18 protein-coding genes are annotated in these 18,906 nt (G+C 68.9%); 5 read left to right on the top strand and 13 right to left on the bottom strand.

Annotation, left to right across the window (positions count from 1 at the left end):
• Position 1: 1 nt before the first annotated feature.
• The 8 genes from EIZ45_RS19550 to EIZ45_RS19510 all read right to left on the bottom strand — a co-directional run bounded on the left by EIZ45_RS19550 (position 2) and on the right by EIZ45_RS19510 (position 9,447).
• On the bottom strand, positions 2–1,258 hold the full coding sequence (locus tag EIZ45_RS19550) for a peptidase C39 family protein (protein ID WP_199817516.1): 1,257 nt from the start codon (positions 1,256–1,258) through the stop codon (positions 2–4).
• Between the two features lie 74 nt (positions 1,259–1,332).
• Positions 1,333–1,734, bottom strand: coding sequence for a PaaI family thioesterase (locus EIZ45_RS19545; RefSeq protein ID WP_037810973.1), 402 nt, complete (start codon positions 1,732–1,734; stop codon positions 1,333–1,335).
• Between the two features lie 52 nt (positions 1,735–1,786).
• A complete protein-coding gene (locus tag EIZ45_RS19540; protein WP_134665324.1) occupies positions 1,787–3,502 on the bottom strand; it encodes a TIGR03767 family metallophosphoesterase in 1,716 nt (571 codons plus the stop codon).
• A 639-nt stretch (positions 3,503–4,141) separates the two neighbouring features.
• On the bottom strand, positions 4,142–4,600 hold the full coding sequence (locus tag EIZ45_RS19530) for a DUF4190 domain-containing protein (RefSeq protein WP_037810976.1): 459 nt from the start codon (positions 4,598–4,600) through the stop codon (positions 4,142–4,144).
• Positions 4,601–4,691: 91 nt separating this feature from the next.
• Complete coding sequence (locus EIZ45_RS19525) at positions 4,692–5,510, bottom strand: carbohydrate ABC transporter permease (protein WP_037810977.1); 819 nt, start codon at positions 5,508–5,510, stop codon at positions 4,692–4,694.
• The gene (locus EIZ45_RS19520; protein WP_134665320.1) at positions 5,507–6,418 is read right to left on the bottom strand and encodes a carbohydrate ABC transporter permease; all 912 of its coding nucleotides are present in this window, start codon (positions 6,416–6,418) and stop codon (positions 5,507–5,509) included. The genes EIZ45_RS19525 and EIZ45_RS19520 overlap by 4 nt, the downstream gene beginning before the upstream one ends.
• Entirely contained in the window at positions 6,415–7,719 is a 1,305-nt protein-coding gene (locus EIZ45_RS19515) for an ABC transporter substrate-binding protein (RefSeq protein ID WP_134665318.1), read from the bottom strand. The genes EIZ45_RS19520 and EIZ45_RS19515 overlap by 4 nt, the downstream gene beginning before the upstream one ends.
• Positions 7,720–7,818: 99 nt before the next feature.
• Positions 7,819–9,447, bottom strand: coding sequence for a long-chain fatty acid--CoA ligase (locus tag EIZ45_RS19510; protein WP_134665316.1), 1,629 nt, complete (start codon positions 9,445–9,447; stop codon positions 7,819–7,821).
• A 461-nt stretch (positions 9,448–9,908) separates the two neighbouring features.
• Between EIZ45_RS19510 and mihF the strand changes: the two genes are divergently transcribed.
• Both mihF and EIZ45_RS19500 read left to right on the top strand, forming a co-directional pair.
• On the top strand, positions 9,909–10,220 hold the full coding sequence (gene mihF / locus EIZ45_RS19505) for an integration host factor, actinobacterial type (protein ID WP_020664542.1): 312 nt from the start codon (positions 9,909–9,911) through the stop codon (positions 10,218–10,220).
• A gap of 92 nt (positions 10,221–10,312) precedes the next feature.
• The gene (locus EIZ45_RS19500; RefSeq protein WP_134665314.1) at positions 10,313–11,473 is read left to right on the top strand and encodes an isochorismate synthase MenF; all 1,161 of its coding nucleotides are present in this window, start codon (positions 10,313–10,315) and stop codon (positions 11,471–11,473) included.
• A 3-nt stretch (positions 11,474–11,476) separates the two neighbouring features.
• Here the strand turns inward: EIZ45_RS19500 and EIZ45_RS19495 are convergent, their stop codons facing one another.
• From EIZ45_RS19495 to EIZ45_RS19475, 5 genes are all read right to left on the bottom strand, one after another.
• A complete protein-coding gene (locus tag EIZ45_RS19495) occupies positions 11,477–12,166 on the bottom strand; it encodes a 4'-phosphopantetheinyl transferase superfamily protein (RefSeq protein ID WP_037811207.1) in 690 nt (229 codons plus the stop codon).
• A 127-nt stretch (positions 12,167–12,293) separates the two neighbouring features.
• Entirely contained in the window at positions 12,294–12,620 is a 327-nt protein-coding gene (locus EIZ45_RS19490) for a hypothetical protein (protein WP_037810987.1), read from the bottom strand.
• A gap of 46 nt (positions 12,621–12,666) precedes the next feature.
• Positions 12,667–13,314: a TetR/AcrR family transcriptional regulator gene (locus EIZ45_RS19485; protein ID WP_134665312.1), complete on the bottom strand. Its 648-nt coding sequence runs from the start codon at positions 13,312–13,314 to the stop codon at positions 12,667–12,669.
• On the bottom strand, positions 13,311–14,846 hold the full coding sequence (locus tag EIZ45_RS19480; protein ID WP_134665310.1) for an ATP-dependent acyl-CoA ligase: 1,536 nt from the start codon (positions 14,844–14,846) through the stop codon (positions 13,311–13,313). The genes EIZ45_RS19485 and EIZ45_RS19480 overlap by 4 nt, the downstream gene beginning before the upstream one ends.
• Positions 14,843–15,586: an enoyl-CoA hydratase/isomerase family protein gene (locus EIZ45_RS19475; RefSeq protein ID WP_134665308.1), complete on the bottom strand. Its 744-nt coding sequence runs from the start codon at positions 15,584–15,586 to the stop codon at positions 14,843–14,845. The genes EIZ45_RS19480 and EIZ45_RS19475 overlap by 4 nt, the downstream gene beginning before the upstream one ends.
• A 47-nt stretch (positions 15,587–15,633) precedes the next feature.
• On the opposite strand from EIZ45_RS19475, the gene EIZ45_RS19470 reads away from it, so the two are divergent.
• The 3 genes from EIZ45_RS19470 (at position 15,634) to EIZ45_RS19460 (ending at position 18,894) form a co-directional block, all read left to right on the top strand.
• Positions 15,634–17,211 (top strand): amidohydrolase, encoded by a 1,578-nt coding sequence (locus EIZ45_RS19470; RefSeq protein WP_134665306.1) that lies wholly within the window; start codon positions 15,634–15,636, stop codon positions 17,209–17,211.
• 245 nt (positions 17,212–17,456) lie between these two features.
• Positions 17,457–17,897 carry a GNAT family N-acetyltransferase gene (locus EIZ45_RS19465; RefSeq protein ID WP_043830620.1) on the top strand — a complete coding sequence of 147 codons (441 nt, stop codon included), beginning with the start codon at positions 17,457–17,459 and terminating at the stop codon, positions 17,895–17,897.
• A gap of 313 nt (positions 17,898–18,210) precedes the next feature.
• The gene (locus tag EIZ45_RS19460) at positions 18,211–18,894 is read left to right on the top strand and encodes a metal-dependent transcriptional regulator (protein WP_009083739.1); all 684 of its coding nucleotides are present in this window, start codon (positions 18,211–18,213) and stop codon (positions 18,892–18,894) included.
• Positions 18,895–18,906: the final 12 nt, after the last annotated feature.

The following is an 18,906-nucleotide window of genomic DNA, read 5'->3' as shown; positions in this document are numbered from 1 at the left end:
ATCACGGCGTGATGAGGTAAACGACCCCGCCCGGACCGCCGGCCACCGCGCCGCTTTCGGTGTGCCGCTTCGTGCGCTGCCAGATCTTCTCGAACTGGTCCCGCTTGTACACCGTGCGCACGCGTCCGTCCGAGCTGGACGCCGGGTCGTTCGCGATCACGTCGCCCGCCTGGGTGAAGCCGACGACGACCATCAGGTGGCCGGCCGTGCCGTAGCCCGCGCCGTCGAGTTCGCTGGCCAGGAACGACTGCGAGGTGATCACCGGGATGCCGCGCGCGATGTAGTCCTCGAGTTCGTTGAGGTCGTGCAGTCGCGTGATGTGTCCGCGCAACCCGAGCGAAGCGGCGTACGCGGTGTTGAACGGCCAGTTGCCGGTGCCGTCGTACGCGTAGTCGTAGGTGCCGCGCGCGGCGTAGACGACCGACCGGTCCTGGTAGTCCGCCGGGATCCAGTCCATCTGCTGCTCGGTCGGCTTGCGGCCCCAGTACTCGGCGACCATCTCGGTCGAGGTCGGGCTGCACCAGGCTTCCCCGCCGCCGCCGTACTGCGGGAACTGTCCTTTGTGGATGTTCTGGGCGAACGGCGGCACCTTCAGCTCGATCCCGCGCGCCCGGCCGGGCTTGGTGGTCTGTACGTCGAACCGGTCCGGGACGTTCGAGGTCATCGCGCCGAGCGAGGACAGCGTCGGCGTGGTCGGCGAACCCTGCTCGCGGTAGAGCGTCACGCGCAGCTGGTACGAGCGCAGCGTGACGCCTGCCTTCGTGGCGAGCGTGTCGACGTCGACCGAGGCGTTGTCGTCGCTCTGCCCGTCGACGCTGGTGCGGTGGATGTCCGCGTCCCCGCTGGCCCAGCGGCCCATCGTGTACCAAGTGGTCTCGGCCCCGGCGGAAGTCCGGCCGCGGGCCTGCACCTCGAGCCACGTCTTGGCCGGGGTGCGCGCGTTCCACGACGCGATCAGCTGCGTCGCGTCGAAGCCCTGCCGGTACTTCGGCGACGTCCAGGTGCCGTAGTCGTAGGTGCGCGTGGTGCCGAGCCCCGGTTCGGTGTGCGCGACGCTGCCGGCCGGATGCGTGATCCGCAGCCCGCCGTAGCCGAAGCCGAGCCCGTCGAGCCTGCCCGCGAAGAACGAGCCGGACGACCATTCGTGGTAGTCGATGGCCTCGTCGTTACGCGCGTGCCGCGGTTCCGCGGCGGCCTGAGCCGCACCAGCCGTGAGCATGACGATGGACAGTAACGTGACCAACCCGCGAACCCGCATTCCGGCTCCGTCCCCAGACCCCAGTGGTAGCCAAAGATTTTCGCCTTCCGGAGCGGGTAAGTAAAGAGCCGCCGCTACAACACTGCTTGCGTCTGGGTGATTTTCGCGGCGAGCTTGCCGTCGTCGTCGCGGATTTCGGTCTCGACGACCACGACGCGGCGTCCAGCGTGCAGTGGTCTGGACGACGCGGTGGCGTACCCCGAACGGACGCCGCGCAGGAAGTTCGTCTTGGACTCCAGCGTCGTCGTGCCCTGCGCGCCCTCGGGAAGATTGAGGAACGCGCAGACGGCGCCGGTCGAATCGGCCAGCGCCATCAGCGCCCCGCCGTGCAGCACGCCGCCGAGCGTGCACAGCGATTCGTCCCACGCGAGCCGGCTGCGGACCAGGTCCGGGCCGTGCTCCAGCACCTCGATGCCGAGCCGCTCGCTGAACGGCATCGTTTGGTGGAACAGCTGCGTGCCTTCGACGTCGGTCATGCCGAGCAGTCAACCGCAGCCGGGCGCGTGGCGTCGATTACCTCGAAGGTAATCAGCTGAGCGGGTTAGTCAGCAGCAGCTCGGTGTTGCGGTCCCCCGCGTCGCCGACGTGGCTGAGGTTCGCGTGGATGTCGTTGTAGGAGAACTCGCGGTACATCGAGGCGAGCGCGTCGGGGGTTCGGGCGGAGTAGTCCACGGCGTACGGGGCGTCGGCCTCGATGAGCGTGGTGAACACCGACAGCGTGCCGTCGTGGTTGTCGGCCAGTTCGATGATCCGCGCGTGCTGCGGGAAGTCGATGTGGCTGGCGGTGTTGATCTCCCAGAAGCTCTGCGCCCGAGTTTTGCCGACGTGCGGGGTGATCTTGTTGAGGTGGGTGTGCCCGTTGACCCACGCCACGACGTTCGGGAAGCGCTGCAGCATCGCGACGAACGTGTCGCCGCCCAGCCGCGGGTCGAGCAAGTGGCGGGCGTCGGGCAGGAGGTTGCCCATGGTGCCGCTGGTGTGGTGGCTGAAGAGGACGAACAGCTCGTCGGTGACGGAGTGGGTGACCTTGCGGCCGAAGAAGTCGTAGTACGTCGAGCTGTTGCGCTTGAGCGTCGCCTCGACCCAGTTGAACTGCGCGAGCCCGATCGAACCGTCGGCGAACCCGCCCTGCGTGGTGGTGTCGAGGCTGATCCCGGTGACGCCGGGCGCGATCCGGAAGGTGTAGTAGACGTTGCGCCCGTCGGAGTTGGCATCGGTAAAGCCGTGCCCGACCGGCCCGGGTCCAGTGTTCTTCGCGGCCAGATGCGCCTTGACGAACTCCGAAGTGCTGAACGGACGCCGCCGCGCATCCGGCGTGACCTCGCGAATGGTGCCGCCGCCGAACAACTCGCCGAGCGGCACACTCTTGCCTTGTTGGATGGCGGTGCCAAGCTTGCGCGCGCTGCTCTCGTCCTTGCCGATGACCTTGTATTTGCCGGTGTACCAGCCCTCGATGCCCGGGATGCCCTCCGGCAACGTGCCGACGACGCTGTCGTCGTGATTGCCGAACGTGCAGTACCAGGGCAGGTTCAACCCAGGCGCGGTGAACGGCGCGATCCCGGCTTCGAGCAGCCCGGGGATCTGCGGAAAGCCCTTCTTGGTGTAGTCGTCGGCGAGCCGCGTGCCCGGATTCCAGAACTCCGGATTGCCCGACGCCTGCACCCCCTCGTAGCGGTTCGGATCGCCGGAGTTGGGCGTGATCGCGCCGCCGTTGAGCGTGGTGAGGAACCAGTCGAGCTCAAGCAGCTCGTGGTTGTCGGTGTTGTCGCCGGTAGTCATGACGAAGTCGAACTGCCGCCCGGTGAACGGCCCCGCGCGGAGGCTGTTGACCCGCTTGACGAGCGCACTGGTCGCGACGGTCCCCAGCGTTTCCTGCGGCCGATGCGCGGACCCGATGAACGGGTGCAGATACTCGAACCGAGCAGGCGATTCAGTGTCGGTGATATGCAGGTCAGTGAACTGCACGAACGCCCCGAGCGCAGTCCGCCGATCGTCGCGCCCGGCCTTGCCCTCCACGAGATCCGCCCGGACCGCAACCGGCCACCCAGGCCCGGCGGACAACCGCGAGTACCCGGTGGACGCCCCGGAAGAAGCCTGGTCAAGCGTGGTCCCAGCAGTCCGCACGGCCCGCTGCGTGGTCCGCCTCAACGCCCGATCCAGCGCGTTGGCCGTGGGAGTGCACAGCAACAACCCCACCCCAGCCGCCCCCGCGGTGGTGAACGCCCGCCTGGTCAGTTCCGCCATGTTTTTCACTCCCCGTCTCGCCGCCCCTCGACGCTCCCGGACGCCCATGACGGGCCGGTGAACTAAGCCGAAGCAGAACGCGAAGGTCTCTCACATTTGCCGTGACAATGCGGGAGACTCTGTCACATCCGAGAGGCATGCCACTACCGCCGAACGGAGGGCGAGATCACGGCGGCAGTCGTACGTGAGGGCCACCCTCACGGCCGCTGATTCCTGCAGGGTTCCCCTCACGACCCGCGCCCGGCAGTCCGTGAGGGGCTCCTTGAGGGACTTAGATTCCCCGAAGGGGCCCTTCACGGCCCTCGGCTCGCCCCGTCGCCGCCCGGGATGCGCCCCAATGCGGCATTGGTTGCGTCCCACGCACCGAACGCCACATTGGGTGCGTCAGATGCACCCAACGCCACATTGGGGCGCAAGCCCCACCCCGAACGAAACCGCCGCCGATGCACCCAACGAGCGTTGCACCCACACCACCCCCGCACCCCGATACGAAGCCAAAATGCGGTCTGAGGGTGCTTGTCAAGGCATCTTTCCAGCCTTGACAAGCACCCTCAGACCGTCATCACAATCAAGCTTCGGGGTGCCCCACGCAACCCCCCGTGCGCAATGTCGCCGCCAGGCGACGAGCCGCACCGACCGTCAGCAGTAAAACGCGCAAGTAGCCCCCACCGCGGACAACGACACAAAGAACCAAACCAAAAAGATCACCGCAGGAATAGCCGCCAAGATCCCGCACACCAGCCCGGCGATCCCCATCCCCTGCCCGGTCCACCCAGGCTTCCCGCCCTGCACCATCCCGGCCCACGACAACCCGATCGCCGTAATCGCCGCGACCACGTCGAAGAACGGAACCCAGAAGAAGATCAACGCGACGATCCCGACCACCATCCCGGCGATCGCGAGCCCGCTGGTCTTCAACGGCGTGACCCCGGGATACGGAGCCGCGTACGGCGCTCCGTACATCGGCGCCCCGTAGGGCACCGGCGCCTGACCGTATCCAGGCGTGGCCGGATACCCCGGCGCGGGCACCGGTCCGGAGGGATGCCCCTGCGCCGGGTCCTGGCCGGGGTAAGGCTGCTGCTGATACGGGTCCGTCATGGGTGCACTCCTGCTGCGACTGTCGCGACGGTGAGTCGTCGGCGGCTAACGGCGAAACGTTACGCGCGGTCGCGGGTCGATGTGACGGTTTTCAGCCTTTCAACCCGGATTCGGTGACCCCGCGTACCAGATATCGCTGGAGGAACGCGAAGAGCAGGACGATCGGCACGATCGACAGCACCGCGGCCAGGAACAGCAGGTTCAGCTGCGGGTTCTGCGCGGTCAGCAGCCCGGACAGGGCGACCTGCACCGTCCACGAGTCCGGCGACTGCGCGATGATCAGCGGCCACAGGAACGCGTTCCAGCTGCCGATCACGGTGATCACCGCGATCGCGGCGAAGAAGCCCCGCGAGTTCGGCACCACGATCTTGCGGAAGACGCCCCAGCGGGACAGGCCGTCGACGCGGCCGGCGTCTTCCAGTTCCTTCGGGAAGTCCAGGAAGTACTGCCGGAACAGGAAAACGCTGAACGCGCTGAACAGGCCAGGGATGACCAGGCCGCGGAAATCCGAGAGCCAGCCGAGCGTCGACACCACTACGAAACTCGGCACGAACGTCACCGACGTCGGGATCATCAGGGTCGCCAGCACCGCGTAGAACACCGGCTTCGAGTACCGGTACGGCACCCGCGCCAGGCCGTAGCCGGCGAGCGAGCACACCACCAACAGGCCCACGGTTTGCAGCACCGCGACGACGACCGAGTTCACGATGCTGCGCGCGAACGGCACGTCCTGCTGGTCGAACAGCTTCGTGAAGTTCTCCCAGTGGATCTCCTTCGGCCACAAAGTCCAACCCGGCGCGGTGAGCTCCGCGCGCGACGCGAGACCGTTGCGCAGCAACAGGTAGAACGGCAGCAGAAAGAGAATCGCGGACACTGTGAGCGCTGTCCAGCGAAGCACCGCGCGGATCATGTCGCGCTCCGATCGAACCGGAAGAGCTTGCCCTGGAGGAGGGTGACCACGGCGATCAGCAGCGCCAGGATGATCGCGCCCGCGCTGCCGCGGCCGAGATCCTGGCCGCCGGAGCCGAGCGAGGTGTAGTAGAGGTACACCAGCGGCGGCCGCGCGAACGGCGGATAACCCCGGGAATCGCCCATGACGTTGTAGAACTCGTCGAACGCCTGGTAGGCGTTGATCAGATTCAGCAGCAGCACGGCCACCGACGTCGCGCGCAGCTGCGGCAGCGTGATGTGCCGGAAAACCTGCCATCCCGGCTTCGCGCCGTCGAGCCACGCCGCCTCGTACAGATGCTGCGGAATCCGCTGCAGCGCGGCGAGGAAAAGGATCATGTAGAAGCCGAGCTGCAGCCACAGCCGGGCGGTCACCAGCACGACCCAGTACAGCGGCGGGTGCACGGTGCCGGTCCACGCCACCGGGTCGATGCCGAAGACGCCGAGCACGGTGTTCGCGAGACCGTAGCGGACGCCGGAGAACAGCGACGTCTTCCAGATCAGCGACGCCACCACGTACGAACACGCGAACGGCAGGAAGAACACCGAACGGAAGAACGCCTTCGCGAACCGCAGCTGGTTCACGCCGACCGCCAAGGCCAGCGACAGCACGAACGTCAGCGGGACGATGAACAGGGCGAACACGCTGAACGTGCCGAGGCTCGCGACGAACGGGCCGTCGGAGAGCATGTGCGCGTAGTTGTCCAGTCCGACGAAGACGCTGGGGGTGACCGTGTTGCGCGCGTCGAAGAACGACAGGTACAGGCTCCACCCGATCGGCACGTAGGCGAAGATCGCCAGGCCGAGCAGGAACGGACCCACGAACCCCCAGAACGCCAGCGTGTCCCGGGTTTTCCGGGACAGCTTCATCCGAACAGGCGTTTCAGCTCGGCCTGCGCGACGGTGACCGCGGCCTTCGTCTGCGCCACCGGGTCCGCGCCCTCCTTGGCGATCTTCGCGACCGCGTCCGACAACGCGGTGTTCGACGTCTGCGTCCACACCGGACCGCCGATGAGGTGGCTGTTCTCCTTGACGAACTTCACCACGTCCGCGGCCGGACCGCTTTGCAGCGTCTGCGCTTTGTCGATGAGGCTCTGCCGGGCGGGCACGTGGAAGCCGTAGCGGGTGGCGAACTCCAGCTGGCTGTCGGTCTGGTCGATCCACAGCCACTTCACGAACGCCTTGGCCTCGTTGACGTGCGCGCTCTTCGCGTTGACCATCGCGCCGTACGCGCCGACCGGGACCGACGGCTTGCCGCTGTCGTCCAGCTTCGGGAACGGCAGCACGCCGAAGTCGTCGTTGAGCGCGTCGCGGATCTTCGGGACGTTCCACAGCCCGGTCCACTGCATCGCGCAGAGCCCGTCGACGAACGCGCCCGGATCCGACCAGTCGGCGGGCGCGCCGAGCAGCAGGGAACCGTTGGCGTTCAACGTGTGCAGCTTGCTGAACGCGGCGGCCGCGCGCGGATCGTCGAAGCCGACCTCGCGGTTGTTGTTCTTCAGGTAGTCGAGCCCGGCCGACCACATGAGCGGCCCGGTGAGCGTGCCGACCCCGCCGTCATTGCCCGCGAAGAACCCCTTCACGCCGTCCTTCGACAGCTTGCTCGCGGCGTCGATCAGCTCGTCCACGGTCTGCGGCGGCTGCACACCGGCGGCCTGCAGCATGCTCTTGCGGTAGAAGAGGACCTGCGTGTCGGTGGCCTGCGGAATGCCGTAGACCTTGCCCTCCACGGTCTGCGCGGCGAGCACTGCGGGGCTGAAGTCGTTCTTGACCGGTCCGATGATGTCGTCGAGCGCCACCACCTGGTTCTGCCGGACCCAGTCGATCTTCACCTGCGCCTCGAAAACGTCCGGCACCGGGCTGTTCTGCAGCGCGGTGACGATCTTCGAGTCGTAGTCGCCGGGGTTCCACACCACGTTGACCTTCGCGCCCGGATAGCTGGCCGCGTAGTTCTTGACGGCTTGCTGCACGCCGTCCTCGCCGTAGGCGTGGTACCACTGCTGCAGCGTGACCTTCGGGGCCTGCGACGGGGTCGAGGCTCCCGCCGACATCGCCGTGGACGGCGGCGGATCCCCCGGACGCCCGGTGTTCGACCCGCACGCGGCCGCGACCGCGCCCACCGCCGCCGTTCCCGCCAACGACAGGAACGACCTCCTGCTCCGCTGCTGCATCCCCAGTTCTCCTCCGACGTGCTGGGAAGGGCTCCTTGCCTGCAACAGATTCCCTCACGAAGCCCTTCCCAGGCCGACAACTCGCCGGAGATTTACCGCTCAGAGGTGTGAGATGTCGAGCTTTCCCTCGGAGTAGGACGCGCGCAGCCGCTTCTTGTCGAACTTGCCGACGCTCGTCTTGGGCACCTCCTCCACGAACGTCCAGTTCTCCGGCAGCTGCCACTTCGCGACCTTGTCCGACAGGTACTCGCGCAGTTCCTCGGCGGTGGCCTGCTGGCCCTCCTTGACCACGACGGCGACCAGCGGGCGTTCGTCCCACTTCTCGTCCGGGATGCCGACGACCGCCGCCTCGGCGACCGCCGGATGGCCCATCACCGCGTTCTCCAGGTCCACCGACGAGATCCACTCGCCGCCGGACTTGATCACGTCCTTGGCGCGGTCGGTGAGCGTGAGGAAGCCGTCCGGGCTGATCTTGCCGACGTCACCGGTGCGCAGCCAGCCGTCGTGGAACTTCTCCGGGTCGATGTCCGACCCGCCGTGGTAGGCGCCGGCGATCCACGGACCGGACACCTCCAGTTCGCCGACCGCCTCGTTGTCCCACGGCAGTTCCTCGCCGTCGTCGCCGATCAGCCGGGCCGCCACGGACGCCGGGAAGCGGCCCTGGGTGTAGCGGTAGGCCCAGCGCTCCTCGCCGGTCGCGCTGGCCGGCGGACGCGCGACGCTGCCGAGCGGCGACGTCTCGGTCATGCCCCACGCGTGCAGGATCGGCACGTTGTAGCGCTCCTCGAAGGCGTGCATCAGCGACGGCGGCGCGGCCGACCCGCCGACGACCACCTCGCGCACGTGGCTGATGTCCTGCGGGTTCGCGTCCAGGTGCGCGAGCAGGCCCTGCCAGATCGTCGGCACCGCGGCGGCGAAGGTCGGCTTCTCCGCGGCCAGCAGCGCGGCGATCGGGGCGGGCTGCAGGAACCGGTCCGGCATCAGCAGCGAGGCGCCGACCATCATCGCCGCGTACGGCAGGCCCCACGACATCGCGTGGAACATCGGCACGATCGCCAGCGCCAGGTCTTCCTGGGCGAGCCGCATGCTGTCGGTCATGCAGACCTGCATCGAGTGCAGCCAGATCGACCGGTGCGAGTAGACGACGCCCTTCGGGTCGCCCGTGGTGCCGGAGGTGTAGCACATCGCGGCGGCGGCCCGCTCGTCGATCTCCGGCCAGTCGAACTCGTCGGACTGCCCGGCCAGCAGCTCGTCGTAGGAGTGCACGGTGACGCCCTCGGGCGCGGTCAGCGCGGACGCGTCGCCGTTGGCCACGATCACGTGCTTGACCGTCTTCATCCCCGGCAGGTTGCTCGCCAGCAGCGGCACGAGCGTGCCGTCGACGATGATGACGTGGTCTTCCGCGTGGTTCGCCACGAAGACCAGCTGCTCCGGGAACAGCCGGATGTTCAGCGTGTGCAGCACCGCGCCCATGGCGGGCACTGCCAGGTAGGCCGCGAGGTGCTCGGCGTTGTTCCACATGAACGTGCCGACCCGCTGGTCGCCGGTGACGCCGAGACCGCGCAGCGCGTTCGCGAGCCGGGCGGCGTGCTTGCCGAGCTCCGCATAGGTCTCCCGGCGGGCTTCTGAACCGGTCCAGGTGACGACTTCGCTCTTCGCGTGCACCTTCGTGCCGTGGCGCAGCAGCTTCGCGAGCGACAGCTGTCCGTCCTGCATCGTGCTCAACATGGGTGACTCCCGTGGTGCTCGTTCGCCGGTGAACTGGGGTGCGCCCGACTCTAATGCGGATCCGCCGGATCGGGCACGAACAAGTTCGGTCACGGCTTGTCGGCCCTCTCCCGCCATCGGGTGGCGGCCCCGCGCTTCCATGATCCACTTCTGTCGCGATTCCCGTTGCGGGACAAGAAAATGCGTTGTGTTAACTGCGGTGAAATACACTCTCGTTCGGGTGAGGTAATGGGGGTGGAAATGAGCCCATCGAGGCCGTTTTCACAGGTCGCGAGGGGTCCCCTCGCGCAGGTCCGCCGCGCCCGTCGACGGGTGATAAGTGCGTGTCGGTTGCGCGTACTGCGGGCACGTGGCGTTTACTGGGGCCGTGGTAAGTGATGGCTGGCCAGCGCTTGCAGCTGCAAGCATCGGCTGAGACCGTCGGCCGCGAAAGCGGAGACCTGAGAGGAAAGGACATTACGTTGGCTCTGCCCACGTTGACTCCGGAGCAGCGCGCCGAGGCCCTCGCCAAGGCGGCAGAGGCTCGTAAGGCGCGTTCGGAGCTGCTCGCTTCGATCAAGTCCGGCAAGGAGAGCATCGAGTCGGTGCTCAAGCGGGCCAAGGAGAACAAGACCGTCGGCAAGACGAAGGTCACGCAGCTTCTCAAGGCGGTGCCCGGCCTGGGCGCGGTCAAGGTCGCCGCGCTGCTCGAGCAGGCGGGGATCGACCCCGACCGCCGGGCCGCTGGCCTGGGCGAACGGCAGCGCGAAGCGCTGATCGACGCGCTCAAGTAACGCTGATCCGGCGGCCGCGGGGAAGGTGGCGCGAGGTGTTGCACCGGCGACACTTTCCCCGCGGCGCTCCCGGATCCTGAGACGCTGGTGAAGTGACGACCAGTACCGCGCCGGCGACCCCGGCCGAGACCACCGTCCGCTACCAGCGTGGCGACTTCTTGTTCGCGACCGCCCGGCGCGCCCTGCTCGCCCGCGGCGCGCTCGGGACAGTCACCGACGCCGACCCACGCCGCCTCGCCCGCTCGGCTGCCGCTGAGCTGGACCGTTCCGGCGTGCCGCTCGCCGTCGGCGTGCTGCCGTTCGACACTGGACCCGGCGCTGCCTCGCCGGGGCACCTCGTGCTGCCCCGGACGGTGCACCGCGCCCAAGGCGAGGCCTCGGCCGCGCCGCCCGCCGCCGACCTGCCCGCCCCGGCGGCCACCCGGCGGCTTCCCTCCGCCGACGGCCACCGCGAGAACGTGCGGGCGGCCGTCGCCGCTCTGCGCGACCGTGACCTGCGCAAAGCCGTGCTGGCCCGTGCGCTCGAGCTGGAGTTCGACGCCCCGATCCCGGTCGAGGCGATCGTGCGCAACCTCGCGCGCGGCAACCCGCGCCACTTCACTTACGCCGCCGAACTGCCCGGCGGCCGCACGCTCGTCGGGGCCACCCCTGAGCTGCTGCTTTCCCGCACGGGTGACTCCGTGTTCACGACCCCGCACGCCGGGTCGATGCCGCGTTCGGCCGACCCGGAGACCGACCGGGCCAACGGCGAAGCCCTCCTCGCGTCCGCGAAGGACCGGGAAGAGCACGACCTGGTGATCGACTACGTCGTCGAGTCGCTGCGGCCGTTCTGCCGCAAACTCGACGTCCCGGCCGGCCCTGAGCTGGTCTCCACACCCGCCATCTGGCACCTGCGGACGTCCATCACCGGCGAGCTGGCGGACCGCTCGGTGACCGCCCTCGACCTCGCTGCCGCCATGCACCCGACCCCGGCCGTCTGCGGCACCCCGACCGTCGCCGCGCGCGACCTGGTGCAGGAACTGGAGCCGTTCGACCGCGGGTACTACGCGGGCGCGGTCGGCTGGGTCGACGCTGCGGGAGACGGCGAGTGGGCCGTCGCGATCCGCTGCGCCGAGGTGGCCGAGAAGTCGATGCGGCTCTTCGCGGGCGGCGGCATCGTGCCCGCGTCGGACCCGGACACCGAGTACCAGGAGACGATCGCGAAGTTCCGCACCCTGCTCGGCGCGATGGGGCTGGACGACAGCGCGTCCTGAGGCTTACGGCAGCCAGTGCTCCTCGGTGACGCTCAGGCTGTCCGAGGTCAACGCCGCGACCGCCGCCCGGTGCCCGTCCGCCGCCTTGAGGTCGGCTAGCCGGGTGCGCGCCGGATCCAGCGCCTCGTCACCGGAGGCCATCAGCTCGGCGGGAGCGTCGTAGCGGGAGAACGTGATGCTCTGCAGCGGGATCTTCAGCCCCTTGCCGGTGGCCTTCATCACCGCTTCCTTGCGCGTCCAGTAGATGAAGAAGGCCGCCGAACGCTCCTCGTCCGACAGGCCCGCGACGGCTTCCCGTTCGGCCGGGCTCAGCGCGTACTCCACGAGCGACGCGTCCGCCTTGCGGCTGGCGGTTTCGACGTCGAGGCCTACCGGCACGCCGTCGGCGACCGCGAGGCCGATCAGATTGCCCGAATGCGAGATCGACAGCACGAGGTCCGAACCCGGCACGCGCGGACGGCCGTGCGGTTTGCCGCAGTCGTCGCAGGTCGCGTCGAAGCGCACGGACTCCGCCCCGCCGCCGAGCCGTTCCGCGACGAGGGTCTTCGCGAGCACCCGGCCGGTCAGGAAGCGGCGCTGGTCGATTTCGAGCCGGTACGCGTCGTAGCGGCCTCTCTCCAGGTCGTCCAGCAGCTTCAGGTAGCGGTCCTCCGCGGGCAGCGGTTCGGACCAGCGCACCACGATTTCGGTCACCGGCATACCCTCCCTCGTCCGCCTCCGATCTTGCCCGGGCGCGCCGAGGTTTGTCATGCCCCTATCCCGAACGCGGCGAAGGCCCCCTCGGAGTCCGAGAGGGCCTTCGCGGCGGAGATGACGAGTGCTAAGACTTGTTCTTGTCGCGCATCGCGATCGGGACCCCGGCTAGGTCCTCCTCGTTGCACAGCAATTTCACGTCGTAGTAGGGCGAACCCTGTCGCTCGTCGTAGTCTAGGTGGATCGCGAGGACGTCGAGCGGTTCTCCCAGCCACTCCTGCGCTTGGCGCAGCCAGACTGCGCAGCGCTCGAGCGCGCTGGGCAGGTCGTCGTCACGAAACTCGACTGGTCGATACGGCACGTCCTGGACCTGATCGCGCGGGTTTGAAGGCGCGGGCAGGCCAGGAGAGAGACCCGAGTCGTCCAGTTCGAGTTGGATCGTTTGCTCAGTCACCCTTCGAGCGTCCCCCACGTTCGCCGTCTGAGCAAGGCGTACGGCGCTAAAAGCCCTCTTGGACAGGCAAGTCCCACACCTGGGCGACCACTTCGAGGCATTGCCGGAGGTCGTGCGCACGCACCGCGACCGGATGTCCGAGGGCCCGCAATGCCAGCTCCGCGTAGTGCGTGGCCAGGTCTTCGAGCTTGAGCGGGCCCTTCGGGGAATACCACCGGGCCACGCCGCTGCACATTTCCAGCAATGCGAGCCGCGTCACGGCCGGTTGTGCGGTGTGGAACACGTTCGCCGCGGCGCCGTCTTCGATCGCCTTCGCCCAGAACTGCTCGTATGCGTCCCGCAGCGCGACGACCTGGGCACGCGCCGGAGCCGAAAGCGCGTCGACTTCGTTGTCCACCACCCGGGTTTCGCCCGGCTGGGCGGCGTGCGCGAGGACGTGCAGCGCGACCAGCGTGCGCATCCGGGCCACCGGATCGTCGCTGCCCGCGGTGGCCTTCGCGACCGCGTCGATCAGGCGGTGCAGCGAGGTCGTCATGATCTCGACAAGAAGATCTTCCTTGGTACCCATGTAGTGGTAGAGCGTCGCCGAAGAAAGTTCGGCTTCCAGGGCCAGATCCCGAATGCCTGTGCCGTGGAAACCCTTGGTGGCGAACAGTTTCACGGCGGCCGCCCGGACGCGTTCGGCGCTGCTCATCGCCACTCCCCGGTGCTGCGGTCCCAGGAACCGGCGCGCAGGTCGGCGACCTTCCGCAGTTCGCCCTTCGCGACGCGTTCGGACGGCGTGCGCGGCAGGTCGTCCGCGAAGGCCCAGAAGCGCGGCACCTTGAAGTACGCCAGTTGCTGCGCGCAGAACTCCGCCAGCTCCTCGGGCGACGGCCGGTTCTCGCCGCACACGACGTACGCCTTCACTTCCTCGCCGCGCAGTTCGTCCGGCACCGCGAGGACGGCCGCGAGCTGCACCTTCGGATGTTGCAGCAGCGCGCGCTCGACCTCGTCGGCGGAGATGTTCTCGCCGCTGCGCCGGATCATGTCCTTGGTGCGGCCGAGGTAGTAGACGCGGCCTTCGTCGTCCATCCGGGCGAGGTCGCCGGTGTGGAACCAGCCGCCGGCGAACGCGCGCGCGGTCGCTTCGGGATCCTCGTGGTAGCCGTGCATCAGCCCGATGCCGCGGATCAGCAGCTCGCCGGTTTCCCCACGAGGCAACGGTTTCCCGCCCTCGCCGGCGATCATCGCTTCGCGGTCGCGGGTCGGCCGTCCGATGCAGCCGGTGCCCACCGCGGCGTCGTGGTCGGACTCGGAAACCCGGATGTCCCCGCCGGTCTCGGTCATCCCGAACGCCTCGTACCACGGCACGCCCCAGCGTTCTTCCAGCTGAGCGTGCAGGTCCGGCGGGATCGCCGACGCGCTGATCGCGCGGACGCGGTGGTTCCGGTCGTCCGGATGCGGCGGCTGGCGCAGCAGCAGCGTCGGCATCAGGCCGAGGCAGTAGAACCAGGTGACCTCGTACTCGCGGACCTTCGCCCAGAACGTGGAGGGGTGGAAGCGGTCCAGTACGACGAGCGTCGCTCCGGCGGCCAGCGCGAGCGCGACATTCCACTGTGGATCAATGTAGTGGAACGGTTGTGCGGTAAGCAGAATGTCGTCTTCGCCGACGGCGGGGAAGTCGGTGGCGAGTCCGATCGCGAGCGTGGTCCAGTACCGGTGCGGCAGCACGCAGCCCTTCGGCGCGCCGGTGGTGCCGGAGGTGTACTGGATGTTGACCGGCTGTTCGGCCACCACCAATTCAGGTTCACAGCGTGTTTCCGACTTGAGCGCGTCCGGTGCGAGGACGCGTTCCACGGCTGTTTCCGGCGCGATTTTCTCCAGCAGTTCCACGAACTCTTCGGCGGCTACCGCCAAGCGCGCGCCGGAGTGGCGCAGGACGTGCGCGCCGTCGAATTCGCGGTAGTTGATGTTCACCGGAACCAGAACGGCGCCGAGTTTGGCGAGCGCGAGCCACATGAGCGGGAATTCCGGCTCGTTGCGGAGCATCACCGCGACGCGATCGCCTGCCTGGACGCCTTGTTCCTGGAGCGCTTTAGCCAGGCGTCCGCTGCGGTCGTCGACCTCGGCGAAGGTGAACCTGGTGCCGGTGCTGTCGAAGATCCACGCGGTGCGCTCCGGCCAGAGCTGCGCGGCGCGCGTGACCAGGGCGACCAGCGTGTCGACGTTCTGCAGCGGCGTCACGCCCGGCTCCGGAACGCTTCGGTCGACTCGCGGACGGCGGCCGAGTGCTCGGTGATCAGGGCGTGGGTGACCTCGAGTTCGAGCGCCGAGTCGAAGGCGTGGTCGATCCCGGCGTCCAGCGCACGCTTCGCCATCGTGGCGGCCTCCGGCGGGTGATGGGCGATCTTCTCCGCCCAGCCGAGCGCGAGGGGCATCAGCTCGTCCGCTGGCACGGCGGCGTTGACGAGGCCGAGATCGTGCGCGCGCCGGCCGTCGAACCGGTCGCCGAGCAGCAGCAGTTCCTTCGCCTTGATCGGCCCGACCAGCAGCGGGAGCAGCCTCGACGCGGCACCGGTGACGCTCAGCCCCAGCGACACCTCGGGGAACGCGAACACCGCGTCCTCGGCGGCCAGGATCAGGTCGCAGCCCAGCGCGAACTCCGCGCCCGCGCCGATCGCGTACCCGTGCACGGCGGCGATCACCGGCTGCCGCAGCGCGCGCAGCCGGCGCGTGACGTCCTGGAGCCGCTCCAGCCTCGCCCGGGAGTCACCCTCCGGGGTGGGTTCCTTCAGGTCGTGCCCGGCGCAGAAGGCGCGGCCGTTGCCGGTGAGGAGGACGACGCGGGCTTCGCTGTGCGCGACCTCCTCCAGCGCGGTGAGGAAGTCGTCCACCAGCACGGGCGCGACGGCGTTGAGCCGCTCGGGCCGGTTCAGCCGGATCTGCGCGATGCCGCCCTCGAGGGCCAGGTCAACGGTGCTCATGGAGGGGAGCCTAGACGTTCGATCGATCGATCGATAGTGTCCAGGGCATGCAGGTTGACGCGGTGTACGAGAACGCCAGGCTGGTCACCGGCGACACCGCGCTGGCGGTGCTGCACGGCCGGATCGTGGCGCTGGGCGACGACGCGCGCGAACTGTCCGCCCGCCGCCGGGTGGACCTCGGCGGGGGTTTCGTCGCACCCGGGTTCCACGACGCGCACAACCACATGGCCTGGTTCGGCATGGGCCTGGACGACGTGCCGCTCAGCGACTGCCGCAGCGTCGACGAGGTGTACGACGCGGTGGCGCGGCGCGCGGCCGAGCTGCCCGCCGGGAGCTGGGTCGTCGGCAGCGGCTACGACCAGAACAAACTCGCCGGCGGCGAGCACCCCGACCGGCACGGCCTCGACCGCGCCGCCCCCGGCATGCTCGTGCGGCTCAAGCACACGTCCGGCCACATGACGCTGGTCAACTCCGCGGTGCTGGACCAGCTGGACCTCGCGAACGTCCCCGTCGGCGGCGACGTAGTCCAGTCGGCCGACGGCTCGCCGACCGGTTTGCTGCGCGAGCAGGCGCAGTTGCTGTTGCGCCCGCTGACGTACCCGACGCCGCTCGAATCGGTAGTCCGAGGCCTCGACCGGGCGAGCCGGCAGTACCTGTCCGAGGGCATCACGAGCGTCCAGGAAGCCGGCATCGGCGGCGGCCTGGTCGGCGAGACGCCCGCGGAGCTGGCCGCGTACCAGCTCGCGCGCGAACGCGGCGTCCTGCGAGTCCGCAGCACGGTGATGGTCGCCGCGAGCGTCCTGCACGACCTGCCCGACGGCGCCGGCTTCGGCCTGGACCTAGGCCTGCGCACCGGCCTAGGCGACGAGTGGCTGCGGATCGGCCCGATGAAACTCTTCGCCGACGGTTCGCTAGTCGGCCGCACCTGCGCGATGCACGAACCGTTCGACGGCGAACCGGACAACCGCGGCTACTTCCAGGTGCCCGAGGACGAGCTGACAGCCACCATCCGCCGAGCCCACGACGCCGGCTGGCAAATCGCGACCCACGCCATCGGCGACCGAGCCATCACGGTCGTCCTGGACGCCTACGAAGCCGCCCTGGCCGCCAACCCGCGCCCGGACCACCGGCACCGCATCGAACACTGCGCCGTGCTCCCGCCCGCGGAACTGACCCGCCTGGCCGCGCTGGGCCTGATCGCGTCCCCGCAAGGCCGCTTCGTGAACGAACTGGGCGACGGCATGCGCGCAGCCCTCGGCGAAGCGCGGGTGCCGTGGTGCTACCGCCTCCGCAGCGTCCTCGACGCCGGCTGCGTCCTGCCAGCCAGCTCAGACCGCCCCGTCGTCGACGGCGCCCCACTGCTCGGCCTCGCCGACATGGTCCACCGCCGCACGTCCACCGGCGAACCGTTCGCGGTAGAGGAAGCGCTGACCCCGGCGGAGGCCCTGCGCGCTTACACCTACGGCTCCGCCTACGCGACCTTCGCGGAGAGCTACCTGGGCACCCTGGAGCCGGGCAAGCTCGCGGACTTCGTGGTGCTGTCCGCGGACCCACTGTCCACTGTGGAGGACGCCCGCGTGCTCGGCACCGCGGTGGGCGGAGAACTCCGGTACGAGGCCTCGTGATGGGGAGGCCCGTCGTGCGGTCGGCTGGTGGGCTGGGTTGCCTGCCAGTTGGGGTGGGCGGTCACCACTGCTCGACGGCTCCCCGGCCGAATCCTGCGCCTATTCACTTGTCGATTCACCGATCAACCGTCACCAACTCCTTCCCTCTCGTACCGCTCCACACCGGCTCCGCCGCGCCGGATTTCCATTGCCCTGCTCTGATACCTGCACCGTAGCCGCCACCACCGACAAAAAAGGGGTGCCCGATGCCCGTTCGCGACGCCGTCTTCGAGGATGTCGAGGAGATCTGCAGCCTCATCGAGGAACACGCGGTCTACGAGGACAAGCACGACCTCAAACTCGACCGCGCCGAGATGAGCAGCCACCTGTTCGGTCCGGAACCGAAGGCGTGGGTGCTGATGTGCACGCCGCCGGGACGTCCGGACGTCGTTGCCGGGTTCGCCTTCTGCAGCTGGAATTTCTCCACGTGGGAGGGACGCCCCGGTATTTGGCTCGATGACCTGTTCATCCGCCCGGAGCACCGCAGGCACGGGCTGGGCAGGGAACTGCTCGACGCACTGCGCGCCCGCACGACGGGGCGCGTCGAGTGGGACATGCAGGCTGGCAACGCCAAGGCGGAGGCGTTCTACGCGCAACTCGGCGCGGAACCGGTGCCGGGCTGGATCCGCTACCGCTGGCGGCCGTGATCTGACAGTCGGGGCGTCGCGTCGATAAGCACGCGACAGCTGTCACCGGGCGGCTGCGGAGAACAGCGCGATCGCGAACGGCAGGGACACCGGCGGCGGATGGCCGGGTGCCTCCGCCGCGGAACGCGCACGCCGACCTGCCAGCTGGGAAGAATGAAGAGCGGCATCCGGACAGCCGCCTAGGACCTGACCGAGCACCAGGGAGCCGACCAACGCTCCCACCGACCGCAGTCCCGCGACAACAACCCCCGGCCGACCCCCACCGCCCCTGACCGGGCGACCCCGGCAGGCTTGGCCCCGTATCGTATGCGGCATGGGAGATGGTTCCGTCCGGAGGTCGTCGTCGGTCGAGGACTACGTGCGCGTGATCTACGGGCTGGTCGAACGGGGCGAGGCGGTCACCAACGCGTCGCTGGCCGGGCGGCTTGAGGTGAGTCCGTCGTCGGCGTCGGGGATGGTCACCAAGCTTTCCCAGCTCGGCCTGGTCGCGCACGTGCCCTACCGCGGCATCGAGCTGACCTCCGAGGGGCGGCAGCTCGCCCGGTCGGTGCTGCGCAGGCACCGGCTGATCGAGACGTACCTGGTCTCCGAACTCGGCTACACCTGGGACGAGGTCCACGCCGAGGCCGACGCGCTGGAGCACGCCGTTTCCGATCGGCTTGTCGACCGGATCGCGGCCAAGCTCGGCAACCCCGTTCGCGATCCGCACGGGGATCCGATCCCGGCTCCGGACGGCAGCGTCGAGGAGCTTCCGATGCGCATCCTGGACGACCTGCCGCCCGGTGCGGTCGGCGAGATCGTCCGCGTGTGGGACACCGATCCGGACCTGCTTCGCTACCTCACCGAGCACGCGATCGGGCTCGGCGAACGGATCGAGGTCGTCGAGCGGCAGCCGTTCGGCGGGCCGATGGTGGTGAAGGTCGGCCAGCCGCCGGACGCCGCTACGCACGCTATCGGCAAGGAGATCGCGCAGGCGTTGTCGGTCACCCTGCGCTGAGGGGCGTACGCG

This window comes from Amycolatopsis sp. CFH S0740, assembly GCF_004522315.1.
Lineage (GTDB): Bacteria > Actinomycetota > Actinomycetes > Mycobacteriales > Pseudonocardiaceae > Amycolatopsis > Amycolatopsis nivea.
This window is presented reverse-complemented; position numbering and strand designations above follow the sequence as displayed.